A 15,659-nucleotide genomic window follows, 5' to 3' on the forward strand; every position below is an offset into this window, starting at 1 on the left:
TTGTTTTATACCTATAGGAAATAGGTAGTAGAATAACACGTAGCAGGTTTTAGTAATCGTATTGTGGTTATTAGCTTTAAGCAGTAAGCAGTAAGCTTTAAGCAATAAGCTAAAATTCCAGCTTCTCTTATAGTTTTTTTCTAAACACCAAACACTAAACACTAAAACCTGAAACCTGAATCCTAAGATCTCAACTCAATATTAATAACTCCTAACTAAAAAAACTAGTCCCGATTGAACGGCATGTGTGACTTCGTCGAACCACTTCGTTAGGTTTGAAGCTCTTTTTATAAGCTGCTGCAATAGCTCGGCATAAAAAAACGAGTAGTGAAAGCAGGAAAGAGCTACTAAGAATAATTGAAAATAGGTTTCAAGTAAGCTTTTATATTTTTTTATTTCTTTGAATTTATGTGAGTTTAGTGATTATTTAATAAAATATTTAAGAAAAATTTAGCAGTATATAAAGTTGAGTTTCGTTTCTTTTCGTTACATTTGATAAACATAAATTATTTATACCTATGAAAAAAACACTTAAAATGGCAGCTATGGCTTTGATGGTTTCAATGACTGCTGTTTCTTGTAAGAAAAAAGTATCTGATGCGGATTTGACAAGTAAGGCTACAACTGTAGTTGCAACTTATCCAGGAACTACTGTTGAAGTTAAGGACGGACAAGCACATCTAAGTGGTGTATTTGCTACACAAGCTGATAAAGATGCTGCAATTGCTGCTTTGAAAGCTGTAGAAGGTGTTAAAGATGTGCACGATATGGCTACTGTAGCGCCTGCTACGCCAGCTGTGGAAGTTAACGTTGTTGATGCTGCAGTTTTGCAAAAAGTTAGTGATGCAATTAAAGATATCAAAGGTGTTAAAGCTGAGGATGTTGCTGGTGTTCTTACACTAACAGGGACTGCTTCTTCTGCTGATGCTAGAAAAGTAAAAGAGTCTGTTGATGCTTTGAAAATTGGAAAATACGATAACAAAATTGTAGTTAAATAAGAAGTTATGAGTTTACAAGATAAATATGCAGGTGTAGTATCTGCAGCACAAGGAGCGGGACTTTCTGACCTTAATATTCAAGAGCAAGATGGTATTTTGTACATCACAGGTGGTGCTAGTAATAGTGCAGCTAAAGATGCAATTTGGAATGCTTTAGGCGCTGTTGATCCTAACTACACTGCGACTGATATAAATATTGATGTTCAAGTTAGTGGTTTGGCAGTTGGTGCGGCTTTAACGGTTGCAACAGATGAGTCTAACCTTAATATCCGTCAAGAGCCTTCTACTGATGCTAGCATCCTAGGAAAAGCAGCTAAAGGTTCTACAGTAACTTTGATTGAGCAATCTTCTGACGATTGGTGGAAAGTAAAAACTGTTGATGGTGTGGAAGGTTATGCTTATGCTAGATATTTAAAAGCTTAAGATTTAATCTTACATAAAAAAAAACCTCCAATTTTTTTGGAGGTTTTTTTTATTTTTGAAGTTTTTTAAGAATGTTCTCGATGATAATATTTTCAATATCGTCAGGATAATTGACTGTAAAGTGTTTATCCTCTTCAACCCAAGCTTGTAGAAGTTGTAGCGATAACTTGTCAGAACTTTCGATGCCTAGTTTGTTAAGAGAACTAGCATTGTAAGCTTGTTCATACTGATTATGAATTGGGATTACAAAGAGTTTTTTATGAAGGTATAAAGCTTCGGCTGGCGTTTCGAAACCTGCGTTACAAAGTACACCTCTACAATTTGCAAAAGCATTGATAAATTTTTTTTGATCAATCGGATAGAATTCTACATTATTCTTTCGATACGCATCTTTTGACTTTTTTGAAAACACTTTCCAGTTGACATCTATTTTTGATAAAGTTTCAAAAATGGCTTCGTCCGAATAACTTGGTAAATAAACCAAATAAAATCCTTCATCTTTTGCATCAAGCGACCTAATTTCTTTTCGGATTACTGGCGTTTTTACATTGGGATGGAAAGCTTCGAAATGAAATCCAATTTTCTCCTTACAAGGTGCATAATATTTTAGAATTTGCTCGCCTAACCAACTTTTGTGACTTGGTTTCGGAACGCCCTGAAAAGACAATGCCGCTTGATGACTTAACGCAATTATTGGATGATGTTTTAGTTTCGCAGCCCAAGCAGTTATTGGTTCAAAGTCGTTGATAATCAGGTCGTAATTGTCTAGATTAAAGTTTTTTATTAGCTTAACGGCTCTGCAATAATTGTTTTTAAATAAGGTCTGATTGTAAGATAAACCGCCATGGTTATCATAGAGTAAAGAAATACCTTTGAAATGATAATCGATATCGATTTTTGGTTTTAATTGGCTTTGATGACCACTGATTAACACGTCAACCAAAGCATATTTTTTCAAAATTGGGACAATCTCTTGTGCTCTTGCAATATGTCCGTTTCCTGTGCCTTGCAATGCGTAAAGGAGTTTCATATTGCAATATTTTTTAATTGAATAATATCTGCAATTTGCAAATCAACAAGTTCTTCGTCCTCGCTTGTAGAATTTGCATTTAGTTCTTCTTTAATATCATCAAAATAGACGATTTTCCATTCACCTTTTTCATACTCGAGAGCGCTAAGATTTTCGATCCAGTCACCAGAATTAAGATAAGTGCAACGCCCTTTTTTAGTAACAACTTCTCGCATTTGAGGTTGATGGATATGTCCGCAAATAACGTAATCGTATTCGTTTTCGATGGCCAATTCTGAGGCAGTTAATTCAAAATCTCCAATAAATTTGACCGCTTTTTTAACGTTGTTTTTTATCTTTTTTGAAAATGAATACTTTTCGCGTCCCATTTTTACTAAAATCCAATTGACAACATTATTAATCTGTATTAAAAGATCATACCCCTTGCCCCCAAGTTTCGCAATCCATTTAGAATGTTGAACCGACGCATCAAATACATCACCATGGAAAATCCATGTTTTTTTGTTGTCAATGTCCATTGTTAACTTATTACAAAGTTTTAAATTTCCTAATTCTAAATCTGCGAACTTCCTGAAATTTTCGTCATGATTTCCTGTAATATAATAGACTTTTGTCCCTTTTGTTGCAAAGTTGATAAGCTTTTTAACAACTTTCAGATGCGACTTCGGGAAGTAACTTTTTTTGAACTGCCAAACATCAATAATGTCACCATTTAATATTAAAATTTTTGGCTTAATAGATTGAAGATAGGCGTGCAACTCTTTGGCTTTGCAACCATAAGTACCGAGATGGATATCGGAGATTACGACAATTTCTGGATTTCTTGTCATAGCAATAGATTTTTACAAAAAACGCATTTTAGTTTTACGTGGAAGTAAACCGATTGTTATTTATTTGGGAAGATTATATTGCTTCAAGGTTAACAAGCTGCTGATTATCGGATATTATTCGATTCAAAATTTTATATTTGCAAGATTAGAATATATTATGAAAGGACAGAACAAACTTTTTATAGCCATTATCGTTGCTTTAATCATCGGTGTGGTCATCGGTGGGATTGTTAATAAGTATGAAAGAGGGACTAATATCCGTATTAATACTGAAGTTGTTGATGCTAAACATCCGCAACAAGACGAGGTGAAATTTAAGACTAGCGATGGTAAAAGTTTCAGTCAAAAAATTATAATTGCAGAGAATGATCATAAAAAAGATTCTCTTACCAAAGTTTTTCAAGGACAAGATCTTCTAGTTATTGTTCAAGGTGCTAAAACTACTTTTGAACCGACTGTTCTTAAAGGAAAAGATGTTCAAATAGAAAAGGTTGAAAAATCAAATGCAGGTCGTGTAACCGCGCTAGATGACATTGCTTCCTTTTCTGAAATGATAAAACTTCTAGGGACAATTTTCATCCGACTTGTACAAATGATTATTGCACCATTGGTTTTCACCACTTTAGTTGTTGGTATTGCTAAAATGAGTGATATTGCAATGATTGGACGTGTCGGTACAAAAGCCATGTTGTGGTTTATTAGTGCATCGTTGGTTTCTTTATTAATTGGTTTGATTTTAGTCAATTGGATGGAACCTGGTAAAGTGATGCAACTTGAAAAACCTGCTGCCGAAGCTGCTGGCGAACTAATGAAAAGCGCACACAATGGACTTTCTTTAGAACAATTTGTGAATCACGTTGTCCCAAAAAGTTTATTCGAAGCATTTGCAACCAATGAAGTTTTACAGATTGTAGTGTTCTCAGTAATGTTTGGGATTGCTTTATCAGCAATGGGTGAAGAATATACCAAACCAATTGTAAAAGCTTTAGATATCTGTGCTCACGCCATTTTGAAAATGGTTGGTTACATTATGTGGGTTGCACCTTTAGGCGTTTTGGGAGCGATTGCAGCTGTTGTTGCAACCAATGGTTTCGAAATATTTTGGGTATATGCCATCTATCTTCGTGACTTCTTCTTTGCACTTGCTGTATTGTGGTTAGTTTTACTTTTAGTAGGTTATCTAATTTTAGGAAACAGATTATTTAATTTAATCAGAAGAATAAAAGAGCCTTTATTAATTGCTTTTTCAACAACAAGTTCAGAAGCGGTTTTCCCAAAGTTGGTGGAAGAATTAGAAAGATTCGGTTGTAATAAAAGAATTGTATCATTTATTTTACCACTAGGATATTCATTTAATCTAGATGGAAGTATGATGTACATGACATTTGCTTCGATTTTTATCGCACAGATTTATGGTATCGATATGAGCATTGGTCAACAAGTAATTATGCTTTTGGTGTTAATGTTGACCAGTAAAGGGATTGCGGGTGTACCAAGAGCAAGTTTAGTAATTATCGTGGCAACTTGTTCTATGTTTGGTATTCCGCCTGAAGGTATTGCTTTGATATTGCCAATCGACCATTTCTGCGATATGGGAAGAAGTATGACCAATGTTTTAGGAAATGCTCTAGCGACTTCAGCTGTTAGTAAATGGGAAGGACAACTAGAAGGTGCTGCCCAAGAAAGTTAATTTCTATTATAAGAATAGTTAGCAAACATTATATCAATACGGAAATTGTTTTAATTTCCGTATTTTTGTATTTATAATAGAGAACAAAATTTTATGTTGACGAAAGAAAGAGTTCAAAGCTTTTTAAAAGAGATAGAAGTAGACGATTTAGTTACCAATCTTCATGTTATGGGTAACGACGTATATATCGATATGGTAGCGCATTCTCCTGCAATGCACGAAAAGAAAAAACTAGAAGTTGCGATGAAGCAAGCTTTTGCTTCGGAGTTTGGTGAAGAAACACAACTTAAACTTAAAATCACTTCTCCAGAATTACCAGCTCAACCTGAGATTAAGGGTAAAGAAATTAAAGGAATTAAAAACATTATCGCTGTAGCTTCTGGTAAAGGAGGCGTGGGTAAATCTACAGTTTCTGCAAACTTGGCGGTAACTTTAGCGAAAATGGGTTTCAAAGTTGGGATTTTGGATGCTGACATCTATGGTCCATCTGTTCCAACAATGTTTGATACCGAAGGTCAAAAACCAATTTCTGTAGAAGTTGATGGTAAAAACCTAATGCAGCCAATCGAAAATTACGGTGTTAAAATGCTTTCGATTGGATACTTCTCAGGTGCTAACCAAGCAGTTGTTTGGAGAGGTCCAATGGCGAGTAAAGCGCTTAACCAAATGTTGCGTGACGCTAATTGGGGCGAGTTAGATTTCTTGTTAATCGATCTTCCTCCAGGTACAGGAGATATTCATTTATCGATTATTCAAGAAGTTCCAGTTACAGGAGCAGTTATCGTGAGTACACCACAACATATCGCACTTGCTGATGTTAGAAAAGGTATCGCCATGTTCAATATGGAAAGTATTAATATTCCAGTTCTTGGACTTATCGAAAATATGGCGTACTTTACACCAGAAGAATTACCAGATAACAAATATTATATCTTTGGGAACCAAGGTGCACAATATATGGCGGAAGATTTAGGAATACCAGTTTTAGGAGAAATTCCTTTAATCCAAAGCATTAGAGAAGCGGGAGATGTTGGTCGTCCAGCAGCTTTGCAAGAAGATTCTAAAATTGCTGCAATCTATACAGAAACAGCACAAAAGATGATAGAAAGCCTTGTTGAAAGAAATAAAAATCTGCCAGCAACAGAAGCCGTAAAAATCACGACAATGGCGGGATGCTCGCCGAAGAAAAAATAATGAGTATGGAAAACACAAATGTAACACACGAAGAATTGGTAACCAAGGTGATGGAAGCTTTAGAAAGTATTCGTCCATTCCTTAACAAAGATGGTGGCGATATCGAACTCGTGGATGTTAAAGAAAATAAAGCTTTTGTAAAACTTTTAGGGACTTGTTCCAACTGTCACATTAGCCATTCTACAATGAAATTGGGTGTTGAGAATACGATTAAGCAACACGCACCAGAGATTTTAGAAGTCATCAATATCGACGACATGTAGTCCAACGATATTTGATTAATATAAAAGCCGCCCGATAACTTAGTTATCGGGCGGCTTGTTTTTTTTATTCTAGGATCTCAGCGTCAACAATTTGACCTTGTGGGTTCTTATCTTTCTGTTGAAATTCCCATATCAAGTATTTGTCAACCTCTTTCAAAAGCATCGGGATTGCGAAAGCCAAAATGGCTAAATCATCCAAAGCCCCAACAAAAGGTACAAAATCTGGGATAATATCAATCGGAGATATTACATAGACCAAAGCCAAAGCAGGGAACAAAATATCAGTAATTTTCATATTATATTTTCCGCTACGCCAAGCTTTTATCATGCGATAGACTGCTGGTATTTTTTGCAATAAGCCTTTGTGTTTAAGAGCTTCTTGCGCAAGTTTCATTTTAGAATATTTCATTGGTGTTTTAATAAAATTTTTTCATCATCACATTTGCAAATAGCATTCCAATGCTATCTTAACAAATTATAAATTATTTACTTACGCTATCAATAAAGGCTTGGCTATCTGCTGAGTTCCAGTCCAATGTACTGTCTTCCTTCTTCAAAATCTGAAGATTTCTGCCAATAACATAAGTTGTTGGGAAAACATCAGGCAGCATTTTCGGCGTCAACGGACTTTGCGCAATATAGACAGGCGCTGTATATTTATTCTCTTCCAAAAATTTTTTGACAGCCTCTTCCTTATCTTGCATCGCGATTAAAACAAATTTAACTTTCTGGTTTTTAGACTTGTACAAAGCTTCGATCGTCGGCCATTCAGCACGACAAGGCGCACACCAAGTTCCCCAAAAATTAAGGAAAACAATTTGACCTTTGTAGTCGCTCAACTTTGCATCAGGAACATTCATCCCTTTTAGATCAACATCAAAATCCTCATCCGCAAAGCTACTTTCTGCCACTACTTTATCAACAGTTGCGGTCATCCCAAATTGATCGCTAACAAATTCTCGCAAAGGTTTTACCAATGCAAAAACCAAAACCACAACAAGTAGAATAACATAGACAAGATTCTTTTTCAAAAAAGTCATATCAAAAATTATTTGGGCGTGCCCCAATTTTCCTTCAGCATTTTCAGCCACCAAATTGGGTCGGTCTACGTGCAGTCGCTTTTATTATTTCACGCAATTTCGCGAGGCTTCATTGCTGTTCCATAATAAAGAGCTCCGACAATGCACTTCGCCCTCACGCAGATTTCGTTTAATTATAAAAATTTAGATCAGTTGAAGTAATTCCTCAACAGTATCTTTTCCTCTATTTTTAGCATAATAAGTTTGCAACTCCACATAGAAGTCATCTTTCGACATCGTTTCAGGATTAGCTTTATACTTTTCCAAAAGCTCTTTTCCATGTTTTGGTCTTGGTCCCCAATGGTTGATGTAGTTAAGATTTTCGTCCAAGAAAATAACAATCGGAATAGACTTTCCGCCATCCGTCAAAAACGAATCTATCAAAGAAGGTTCTTGATCACGGTACGTAATTCTCACATCAAATTGCTCAAAAAACTTCACTACAACAGGAATAACTTGACTAGCATCGCCACACCAAGCTTCCGAAATTATCAAGATTTTCCCACGGAAGCTTTTCTTTGCCAAAGTAGCAACATCTTCTTCACTTGGTAGATATTTTTCGAACATTCTGTTCATACGTTGGATCCCCAAACGATAATATTCTCCAAATTCTGCTTCTTGCTCACTTTTTGGATTGCCCAATCTTTCGCCAGCTTCTCTTAGATATTCGTTATAGTCAACCGCGTTGTCCCAGTATTTTTTGATTTCCATTTCTTTTTTCTTTCTTACAAATTTCCAGTTTATTAATCTATTTCAATGTAACAAAAATCACATTTTAAGAATTAAATTCTACGTATTTTGTTAATCATGTACATGTCTGCCAATACAAAAGCAGCGAGACTTTCAACAATTGGTACGGCGCGTGGAAGTACGCAAGGATCGTGACGACCTTTGCCTTCTACGACTACGATTTCGCCATCTTTGTTAATGCTTTCTTGGGGACGAATAAGCGTCGCAATTGGTTTAAAAGCCACGCGAAAATAGATATCCATTCCGTTAGAAATACCGCCTTGGATGCCGCCAGAAAGATTTGACTTTGTTGTCCCATCCGCATTGAAAAGATCATTATGCTCTTTCCCTGTCATTTTTGCACCACAAAATCCACTTCCATATTCAAAACCTTTGCAAGCGTTAATGTTTAACATCGCTTTTCCAAGTTCTGCATGTAACTTATTGAAAATTGGTTCGCCCCAACCAGCAGGCACGTTTTTAATAACACAAGTTATCGTACCACCAATCGTGTTACCTTCTTTTTTAACCTCTTTAATGCGTTCGATCATTTTTTCGGCAGTCTCTGCATCTGGACAACGCACAATGTTACTTTCCGTTTTAGAAAAGTCTAAAGCTTGGTAAGGTTTTTCACAAAAGATATCACCAACCGACGAGACGTAAGCATTGATTTCCACGTTAGAAATTAATTGTTTTGCAAGACTTCCCGCAACCACCCAATTAAGTGTTTCGCGTGCAGATGATTTTCCACCGCCGCGATGATCACGAATGCCATATTTTTGGTCGTAAGTATAATCGGCGTGACTCGGACGATAAGCGCCCGAAATATGATCGTAATCTTTAGAACGTTGGTTTTCGTTTTCAACAATAAAACCAATGGGCGTTCCCGTTGATTTTCCGTCAAAAATCCCTGATAAAAAACGAACGGTGTCGCTTTCTTTTCTTTGCGTAACAATCGCCGATTGTCCCGGTTTTCTACGATCCAAATCTTTCTGAACTTCGTCTAGATTTAGTTCTAAGCCTGCCGGAAAATTGGTGATTACACCGCCATAAGCTTCACCATGGCTTTCACCAAAAGACGATAGCGTCAAAAAGTTTCCTAATACATTGAACATAATACAAATTTATGGAATTTTCTATGATTTTGAGCTATATAGACTGTTGATGTATTTTAGTTTTAAGTTTTTGTAAAATGTTATTTGTTAGCCAAAATTCACCATACGAAAACCCAAACTCACCATTCATACATTTAGGCTTTTAGTGAATTTGTAATACTTATACTTTTGAAAGAAAAATATTATGAGAAAGCAAATTAAAATTTTAGTATTACTAGTTTTTGGTACTAGTATTTTTTCTTGTCGTGGTGATAATGGTATCGACGGGAAAGATGGGAAAGATGGTGCAAATGGACAACCTGGAGCTAACGGGAATGCCAATGTTATAATTTCTGCTTGGAAGTCCTCAACCAATATAAAAGATACAATTATTGATTTAAGTAATATGAAAGTTGCTACTGTTACTGCACCCGAATTGAAACCAGAGATGGTAGGAAATGCTGCAATTTTTGTTTATTTAAATTATGGTAAAGGAACCTTTCCTTTACCTCGTGTTTCTAATGCAGGAGGTCGCGTTAGTACAATTAATTTTTTTCCTCAAAAGTTTAAAATAAGACCGACTATATTTACCCATGATAATAGCAACGCACTTAGTTTTTCATCAATTTTAGAGTTTAGATACATAATTATTCCCGCTAGTACTGGAAATAAAAATGCTAATCAAGTTGATTACAATAATTATGAGAGTGTGAAGAAGTTTTATAATTTAAAAGATTAAATAATTGAAGTTCGGGTTTATTGATTAAGTTTGCGGTATGATGCAAACAGTCAATAAATCCGTTCTTATTCTTGGAGCCAATTCAGATGTTGCAAAACAAGCGATGAAACTTTATTTGCAAAAAGGTTTTGAGGTGATGGCGGCTTCTCGGGATTTGACTTCTATTGAGCAATTTAGTGTTGAAAATAATTTAGATTCGTCAAAAGTTAAACTTCTGTATTTCGATGCTGCCGACTTTTCTTCCCATCAAAATTTTTATAATCGCCTGCCGACAAAACCGAATATTGTCGTTTATGCAGCTGGTTTTCTAGTTCAAAATGAAAAAGCATTTCAAGATTTTGATGCTACTTTTCAAATGATGAAAGTCAACTATGCTGGTGCAGTTTCCATTTTAAATATCATTGCTTTTGATTATTCAAATAAAAGTTTGGAACGAATAATCGGTTTGTCGTCACTTTCCGGTGTTCGTGGTCGTAAATCCAATTTCGTGTATGGAAGTACAAAGTCGGCTTTTACCCAATATTTAGCAGGACTTCGTCAAGAATTAGCACATCGAAATATTAAAGTGAATGCACTGGTTATCGGTTACATCAATACGAAAATCAACGAAGGTTTAGAGTTGAATAAAAACTTAATTATGGAACCTGAGTATGTCGCAAAACATATTGTAGAAGCAGGAAATACATTCAACATCGTTCCCAATTGGAAATGGAAACTTATTTATAGCATTCTAAAAGTCCTTCCAGAAGGACTTGTTTCAAAACTCCCGTAGTTTTATAGCACGCAATTTGCAAGTTTCTTCGTATGGACAGAGGAACTTTCATAAAAACCACGGCTCTAGGAATTGGAGCTTTGTTCTTTTTAGGAACTCAAAATATTTTAGCTAACTCATTTTCAAGCATCGAAACTACCGAAGAAAACCGTCCAATTATTATCATTGGTTCGGGGTATGGTGGCGCCGTTGCAGCTTTGCGTTTATGCGAAGCAGGAAAGAAAGTATGTATGCTGGAAATGGGTTTGAATTGGGAAAAATCTGGAATTCCTTTTTCTAAAATGCAAAAACCTGGTAAAAGTGCAGCGTGGTTAAAAAAGCAATCTATTGCGCCTTTTTTCAATTTATTTTCGCTAGAACCATTTACGGGAGCTTTGGATCGATTGGATTTTAAAGATATTAAAATTTGGGTTGGACGTGGTGTCGGTGGCGGTTCTTTAGTGAACGGTGGAATGGCTGTTCTTCCGAAACGAGATTATTTTGAAGAAGTTTTTCCCAATTTGGATAGTCAATTATTTTTTGATAAATATTTCCCGAAAGCACAACAAGAATTGAAAGTAAATGTTGCACGTGAAGAATTTCTTAATGATTGTAAGTTCTATAAATTCAATAAAGTTGGTGAAGCAGAAGCTCACAAAGCAGGTTTCAAAACCATTCGGGTTCCTAATGTATATGATTTTAACTACATGGAAAAAGAATATCGAAATGAAGTTCCAAGCTCTGCATTGGATGGGGAAGTGATTTACGGGAATAATCACGGGAAAAATTCTTTGGATAAAACCTATCTGAAAAAGGCTTTGGCAACTGGAAATTTAGAAATTTTGGACTTACATGCTGTTCAAAATATTAAAAAGGAAAACGAAGGTTATCGTTTAGAAATTCATCAAATTGATACTTCTGGACAAGTCGTTGCTAAAAAATTGATGAATTGTCAGCAACTTATTTTAGCCGCTGGAACGATGGGGACATTAGAATTGCTTTTAAAATCTCATGCGGAAAACGGGCTGCAACTTAATGAAGAGATCGGAAAACATTGGGGAAACAACGGAAATTTTATGACAGGACGAAACTGGGTGAAAGCCTTTTCAGGAGGTTTGGGATTTCAACATTCGACGATTCCCGTTGGTGGAATTGATAATTGGGATGATCCTAAACATACTTTTTTCGCTGAACTGGCGCCACTTCCGATGGGAATGAATGTTGCGACCGCTTTGTATTTGATGATTAACAAAGTTGATCAGCCTGGAAGTGTAAGTTTTGATGCTTCAACGAAAAAACTCGTTTTAGATTGGTCAAGAAAAAACACCTCTAAAATGGAAGAAAATGCTAAATTTTTCCTTCGTAAAATGAATAAGATAAATGGCGGAACTCGAAGTCACATGCTTTTTCATAACGGTTTAGGTTACGATGTTTGTTATCATCCTTTAGGTGGCGCCGTTTTAGGTAAAGCAACCACGGAATTCGGACAATTAAAAAATCATAAAAATCTTTTTGTTTTGGATGGTTCGTTAATTCCAGCAAGTATTGGTGTTAATCCGTTTCTTACAATCACAGCCTTAGTGGAATATTGCATGGAAAAATTGTTGGAGCAAAAGGCTTTTGGGTAAGAAAAAGCGAGGCTCAAAAAACCTCGCTCTAATTTATCATTATTTTTGAATTGAAACTAGGCTTTCAAATCCAATTTTAATTCTAATTCGTCTAATTGAGCTTCTGCAACTGGCGCAGGAGCGTCAATCATCACGTCGCGGCCAGAATTGTTTTTCGGAAATGCGATATAATCTCTAATCACTTCGTTTCCGTCCAAAATAGCAACCAATCTATCAAATCCGAATGCTAAACCTCCGTGTGGCGGCGCTCCGTATTTGAAAGCGTTCATCAAGAACCCAAATTGAGCTTCCGCTTCTTCTTTTGTGAAACCTAATAAATCAAACATTTTAGATTGCAATTCTTTATCGAAAATTCGGATAGAACCACCACCAATTTCGTTTCCGTTTAATACTAAATCGTAAGCGTTAGCTCTTGCTTTTCCAGGATCGGTTTCTAGTAAACTAAAATCTTCGGTCTTCGGAGATGTGAATGGATGGTGCATTGCGTGGTATCTTCCCGTTTCTTCGTCCCATTCCAAAAGTGGGAAATCGATTACCCAAAGTGGTGCAAATTCATCGCCTTTTCTTAATCCTAAACGATTTCCGAGTTCCATTCTCAATGCAGAAAGTTGTGCTCTTACTTTGTTTTCAGAACCTGAAAGAATTAACATCAAATCTCCAGCTTTAGCTCCAAATTCCTCCGCGATTTTCTTTAAATCTTCTTCGTTATAGAATTTGTTTACGGATGAAGTAATCGTTCCGTCCATTTGATATTTCACCCAAACCATTCCTAAAGCGCCAATTTGCGGGCGTTTTACCCAATCTGTAAGCTCGTCGATTTGTTTTCTTGTATATTCCGCTGCACCTTCAACATTAATTCCGACAACCAATTCGGCATCATCAAAGATTTTGAAATCTTTTCCTTTTGTTAAATCATTTAATTCGTGAAACTCCATCCCGAAACGAATATCTGGTTTGTCGTTTCCGTATTTTTTCATCGCATCTGCAAACGTCATTCTTGGAAAATCTTCGAAATCTTTTCCTGTAATATCTTTCAATAATGTTTTGGTCATGCCTTCGAAAACATTCATAATGTCTTCTTGCTCTACAAACGCCATTTCGCAGTCGATTTGTGTAAATTCTGGCTGTCTGTCGGCTCTTAAATCCTCATCACGGAAACATTTCACAATTTGGAAATATTTGTCCATTCCACCAACCATCAACAATTGTTTGAACGTTTGAGGCGACTGCGGAAGCGCATAAAACTGTCCAGGATTCATTCTACTTGGAACCACGAAATCTCTTGCGCCTTCTGGTGTAGATTTAATTAAAACAGGTGTTTCAACTTCGATAAAACCTTCATCAGAAAGATAATTTCTTACTTTTTGTGCCATTTTGTGACGGAAAATCAATTTGTCCTTCACGGGATTTCTACGGATGTCCAAGTATCTGTATTTCATTCTCAGCTCTTCACCACCATCGGTTTCGTCTTCGATGGTAAATGGAGGAAGTTGAGATTCATTTAAAATCGTTAATTTTTCAACCAAAATTTCAATATCACCTGTTGGGATTTTTGGATTTTTAGAAGCTCTTTCGATAACTTTTCCTTGAACCTGAATCACAAATTCACGACCCAATTTCTTCGCTTCTTCCATCAAAGCCGCTGTTGAACGCTCTTGGTCGAAAACCAATTGCGTAATTCCGTAACGATCTCGCAAATCGATCCAAATCATAAAACCTTTGTCACGAATGGTTTGTACCCATCCTGAAAGTGTAACTTCTTCATTTAGATTTTTTAGCGTCAATTCGCCATTGGTGTGTGTACGGAACATTTTTTATTTAGATGTTAGATATTAGACTTTAGATATTAGACCGTAAGCAGTCTAAAAACTCGTTCGCAAATATAATGAAAATGAAAGAAAAAGCCTTTTGATTTTTTGGTCAAAGGCTTGAGGTTAAGAAAATATTTTAGTCTTTATATTCTAGGATGTCGCCAGGTTGGCAATCCAAAGCTTTGCAAATAGCTTCTAAAGTTGAAAATTTGATGGCTTTTGCTTTTCCTGTTTTTAAAATAGATAGGTTTGCTTGTGTAATACCAATTTTTTCTGCCAATTCTTGAGATTGCATTTTGCGCTTGGCAAGCATTACGTCTACGTTTATGATTATTGGCATAATTTAAATTGTTAAATTGGTTTCGTTTTGAAGTTCTAATCCTTTTTTGAAGAAAGCAACGACGAAGAATAACGTGATTCCGAAAAAGATAAACATAATAAAGGTTAAAAAAGTTGCGCCAGAACTCGAATGATTGTAGAAAAATTGAAATAACCCAATGCTTCCAAATATTAAATTTAAAACGCTAAAGCTTTTCAACCACTTGATTGCTTGGTTGTTGAATATTTGGTCTTGCGACATTTCTTTGAAACATTTGTAAGCGAAAAAGAAAAATAATGTAAGGAATGATATCCCAAAAATGTTATAAAGAATTTGGCTAAAAGAATAGATGCCCGTTACTAATTGGATATCTGTAAAAGGATAATTAATCCTAAATTTCAGGTCGTGTTGCATCGGAAGTGTCCATTGATTTTTTGTCCAACCAACATCATTAGCAAGAATAAATGTGTTAGAAAATATTTTGCTATCTGTATTGTATTTATAAGCTAGAAATAAATGTCCGATAATTTCATACACCAAATGGAATAATGTTACCGCAAATAAAAAGCATAACAAATAAGCGATGTAAGTTGAAACTGAATTTTTACCAATGATTTTCATATTACAATATTTTATTATTTCAATATTATAAAAAATTATCGTAATACGATAAAATTATTTTAAATTTTCTCCAAAAGTTAATAATGTTCCGTTGGGATCAATGATGGAGAATTCTTTTTGATTCCAAGCTTTTGTTTCTAATGCGCCTTTGGGATGGATTTTGACATTGTTTTGAATTAAATTTTCGTAGAATCTCTTGATGTCTGAAACTCTAATGTATAACATGAAATCTGATTTTTCTTTTTCTAAACTTTGATAATTAAAAAAGTGAATTTCTAAATTGTCTTTTTCTAAAATCATATAATCGCCATAATCGGAAATTAAATTGAAATCTAATTGCTTAAGATAAAATGCTAATGTTTTTTCTTTTTTTATAAACGGTATGTAAGTCTCCCCAAACGTTGGACAGAATTATACCCTCATTTTGTATTGTAAAACTATAAAATATTTCATTCTGTTG

General features: G+C 35.4%; 18 protein-coding genes. 8 read left to right on the plus strand and 10 right to left on the minus strand.

What is annotated here, in order from left to right:
• Window positions 1–518 precede the first annotated feature (518 nt).
• On the plus strand, window positions 519–998 hold the full coding sequence (locus AC23MB_RS13735) for a BON domain-containing protein (RefSeq protein WP_313032160.1): 480 nt from the start codon (window positions 519–521) through the stop codon (window positions 996–998).
• Between the two features lie 6 nt (window positions 999–1,004).
• Window positions 1,005–1,421, plus strand: coding sequence for an SH3 domain-containing protein (locus AC23MB_RS13740; protein ID WP_313032159.1), 417 nt, complete (start codon window positions 1,005–1,007; stop codon window positions 1,419–1,421).
• A 49-nt stretch (window positions 1,422–1,470) separates the two neighbouring features.
• Here the strand turns inward: AC23MB_RS13740 and AC23MB_RS13745 are convergent, their stop codons facing one another.
• Window positions 1,471–2,451: a glycosyltransferase family protein gene (locus AC23MB_RS13745; RefSeq protein WP_487787570.1), complete on the minus strand. Its 981-nt coding sequence runs from the start codon at window positions 2,449–2,451 to the stop codon at window positions 1,471–1,473.
• Window positions 2,448–3,281 (minus strand): UDP-2,3-diacylglucosamine diphosphatase, encoded by an 834-nt coding sequence (locus tag AC23MB_RS13750; RefSeq protein WP_313032154.1) that lies wholly within the window; start codon window positions 3,279–3,281, stop codon window positions 2,448–2,450. The genes AC23MB_RS13745 and AC23MB_RS13750 overlap by 4 nt, the downstream gene beginning before the upstream one ends.
• A gap of 157 nt (window positions 3,282–3,438) precedes the next feature.
• Here AC23MB_RS13750 and AC23MB_RS13755 point away from each other — a divergent pair, with 157 nt between their 5' ends.
• The 3 genes from AC23MB_RS13755 (at window position 3,439) to AC23MB_RS13765 (ending at window position 6,428) form a co-directional block, all read left to right on the plus strand.
• Window positions 3,439–4,971: a dicarboxylate/amino acid:cation symporter gene (locus AC23MB_RS13755; protein WP_487787571.1), complete on the plus strand. Its 1,533-nt coding sequence runs from the start codon at window positions 3,439–3,441 to the stop codon at window positions 4,969–4,971.
• Between the two features lie 93 nt (window positions 4,972–5,064).
• A complete protein-coding gene (locus tag AC23MB_RS13760; RefSeq protein WP_312322277.1) occupies window positions 5,065–6,165 on the plus strand; it encodes an Mrp/NBP35 family ATP-binding protein in 1,101 nt (366 codons plus the stop codon).
• 5 nt (window positions 6,166–6,170) lie between these two features.
• Window positions 6,171–6,428 carry a NifU family protein gene (locus AC23MB_RS13765; protein ID WP_312322278.1) on the plus strand — a complete coding sequence of 86 codons (258 nt, stop codon included), beginning with the start codon at window positions 6,171–6,173 and terminating at the stop codon, window positions 6,426–6,428.
• Window positions 6,429–6,492: 64 nt separating this feature from the next.
• Here the strand turns inward: AC23MB_RS13765 and AC23MB_RS13770 are convergent, their stop codons facing one another.
• The 4 genes from AC23MB_RS13770 to aroC all read right to left on the minus strand — a co-directional run bounded on the left by AC23MB_RS13770 (window position 6,493) and on the right by aroC (window position 9,351).
• Entirely contained in the window at window positions 6,493–6,822 is a 330-nt protein-coding gene (locus tag AC23MB_RS13770; protein WP_312322279.1) for a YkvA family protein, read from the minus strand.
• Window positions 6,823–6,910: 88 nt separating this feature from the next.
• Window positions 6,911–7,468, minus strand: a complete 558-nt coding sequence (locus AC23MB_RS13775) for a TlpA family protein disulfide reductase (protein ID WP_487787572.1) — start codon at window positions 7,466–7,468, stop codon at window positions 6,911–6,913.
• A gap of 183 nt (window positions 7,469–7,651) precedes the next feature.
• Entirely contained in the window at window positions 7,652–8,218 is a 567-nt protein-coding gene (locus tag AC23MB_RS13780) for a thioredoxin family protein (protein ID WP_312322281.1), read from the minus strand.
• Window positions 8,219–8,289: 71 nt separating this feature from the next.
• Window positions 8,290–9,351, minus strand: a complete 1,062-nt coding sequence (aroC, locus tag AC23MB_RS13785; protein ID WP_313032145.1) for a chorismate synthase — start codon at window positions 9,349–9,351, stop codon at window positions 8,290–8,292.
• A 184-nt stretch (window positions 9,352–9,535) separates the two neighbouring features.
• On the opposite strand from aroC, the gene AC23MB_RS13790 reads away from it, so the two are divergent.
• Genes AC23MB_RS13790 through AC23MB_RS13800 form a run of 3 tightly spaced genes read left to right on the plus strand, consistent with a single transcriptional unit; the run spans window position 9,536 to window position 12,448 of the window.
• A complete protein-coding gene (locus tag AC23MB_RS13790) occupies window positions 9,536–10,069 on the plus strand; it encodes a hypothetical protein (RefSeq protein WP_313032141.1) in 534 nt (177 codons plus the stop codon).
• 37 nt (window positions 10,070–10,106) lie between these two features.
• Window positions 10,107–10,841 (plus strand): SDR family NAD(P)-dependent oxidoreductase, encoded by a 735-nt coding sequence (locus AC23MB_RS13795; protein ID WP_313032137.1) that lies wholly within the window; start codon window positions 10,107–10,109, stop codon window positions 10,839–10,841.
• 32 nt (window positions 10,842–10,873) lie between these two features.
• A complete protein-coding gene (locus tag AC23MB_RS13800; protein WP_313032135.1) occupies window positions 10,874–12,448 on the plus strand; it encodes a GMC family oxidoreductase N-terminal domain-containing protein in 1,575 nt (524 codons plus the stop codon).
• Between the two features lie 56 nt (window positions 12,449–12,504).
• Here AC23MB_RS13800 and aspS read toward each other — a convergent pair whose 3' ends face one another.
• The 4 genes from aspS to AC23MB_RS13820 form a co-directional block, all read right to left on the minus strand.
• A complete protein-coding gene (aspS, locus tag AC23MB_RS13805) occupies window positions 12,505–14,259 on the minus strand; it encodes an aspartate--tRNA ligase (protein ID WP_487787573.1) in 1,755 nt (584 codons plus the stop codon).
• Between the two features lie 136 nt (window positions 14,260–14,395).
• The gene (locus AC23MB_RS13810; protein ID WP_312322287.1) at window positions 14,396–14,599 is read right to left on the minus strand and encodes a helix-turn-helix domain-containing protein; all 204 of its coding nucleotides are present in this window, start codon (window positions 14,597–14,599) and stop codon (window positions 14,396–14,398) included.
• A 3-nt stretch (window positions 14,600–14,602) separates the two neighbouring features.
• On the minus strand, window positions 14,603–15,199 hold the full coding sequence (locus AC23MB_RS13815) for a DUF2975 domain-containing protein (RefSeq protein ID WP_312322288.1): 597 nt from the start codon (window positions 15,197–15,199) through the stop codon (window positions 14,603–14,605).
• A 54-nt stretch (window positions 15,200–15,253) separates the two neighbouring features.
• Window positions 15,254–15,583 (minus strand): VOC family protein, encoded by a 330-nt coding sequence (locus AC23MB_RS13820; protein WP_487787574.1) that lies wholly within the window; start codon window positions 15,581–15,583, stop codon window positions 15,254–15,256.
• Window positions 15,584–15,659: the final 76 nt, after the last annotated feature.

Source organism: Soonwooa sp. T0.1_25 (genome assembly GCF_057652215.1).

Excerpts from the sequence above, each read along its gene's own strand:
- AC23MB_RS13815 (WP_312322288.1), bottom strand. The coding sequence starts at position 15,199 with ATGAAAATCATTGGTAAAAATTCAGTTTCAACTTACATCGCTTATTTG.
- AC23MB_RS13765 (WP_312322278.1), top strand. The coding sequence starts at position 6,171 with ATGGAAAACACAAATGTAACACACGAAGAATTGGTAACCAAGGTGATG.
- aspS (WP_487787573.1), bottom strand. The coding sequence starts at position 14,259 with ATGTTCCGTACACACACCAATGGCGAATTGACGCTAAAAAATCTAAAT.
- AC23MB_RS13790 (WP_313032141.1), top strand. The coding sequence starts at position 9,536 with ATGAGAAAGCAAATTAAAATTTTAGTATTACTAGTTTTTGGTACTAGT.
- AC23MB_RS13755 (WP_487787571.1), top strand. The coding sequence starts at position 3,439 with ATGAAAGGACAGAACAAACTTTTTATAGCCATTATCGTTGCTTTAATC.
- AC23MB_RS13745 (WP_487787570.1), bottom strand. The coding sequence starts at position 2,451 with ATGAAACTCCTTTACGCATTGCAAGGCACAGGAAACGGACATATTGCA.
- AC23MB_RS13800 (WP_313032135.1), top strand. The coding sequence starts at position 10,874 with ATGGACAGAGGAACTTTCATAAAAACCACGGCTCTAGGAATTGGAGCT.
- AC23MB_RS13795 (WP_313032137.1), top strand. The coding sequence starts at position 10,107 with ATGATGCAAACAGTCAATAAATCCGTTCTTATTCTTGGAGCCAATTCA.
- AC23MB_RS13775 (WP_487787572.1), bottom strand. The coding sequence starts at position 7,468 with ATGACTTTTTTGAAAAAGAATCTTGTCTATGTTATTCTACTTGTTGTG.
- AC23MB_RS13770 (WP_312322279.1), bottom strand. The coding sequence starts at position 6,822 with ATGAAACTTGCGCAAGAAGCTCTTAAACACAAAGGCTTATTGCAAAAA.
- AC23MB_RS13735 (WP_313032160.1), top strand. The coding sequence starts at position 519 with ATGAAAAAAACACTTAAAATGGCAGCTATGGCTTTGATGGTTTCAATG.
- AC23MB_RS13740 (WP_313032159.1), top strand. The coding sequence starts at position 1,005 with ATGAGTTTACAAGATAAATATGCAGGTGTAGTATCTGCAGCACAAGGA.
- AC23MB_RS13780 (WP_312322281.1), bottom strand. The coding sequence starts at position 8,218 with ATGGAAATCAAAAAATACTGGGACAACGCGGTTGACTATAACGAATAT.
- AC23MB_RS13750 (WP_313032154.1), bottom strand. The coding sequence starts at position 3,281 with ATGACAAGAAATCCAGAAATTGTCGTAATCTCCGATATCCATCTCGGT.
- aroC (WP_313032145.1), bottom strand. The coding sequence starts at position 9,351 with ATGTTCAATGTATTAGGAAACTTTTTGACGCTATCGTCTTTTGGTGAA.
- AC23MB_RS13810 (WP_312322287.1), bottom strand. The coding sequence starts at position 14,599 with ATGCCAATAATCATAAACGTAGACGTAATGCTTGCCAAGCGCAAAATG.
- AC23MB_RS13760 (WP_312322277.1), top strand. The coding sequence starts at position 5,065 with ATGTTGACGAAAGAAAGAGTTCAAAGCTTTTTAAAAGAGATAGAAGTA.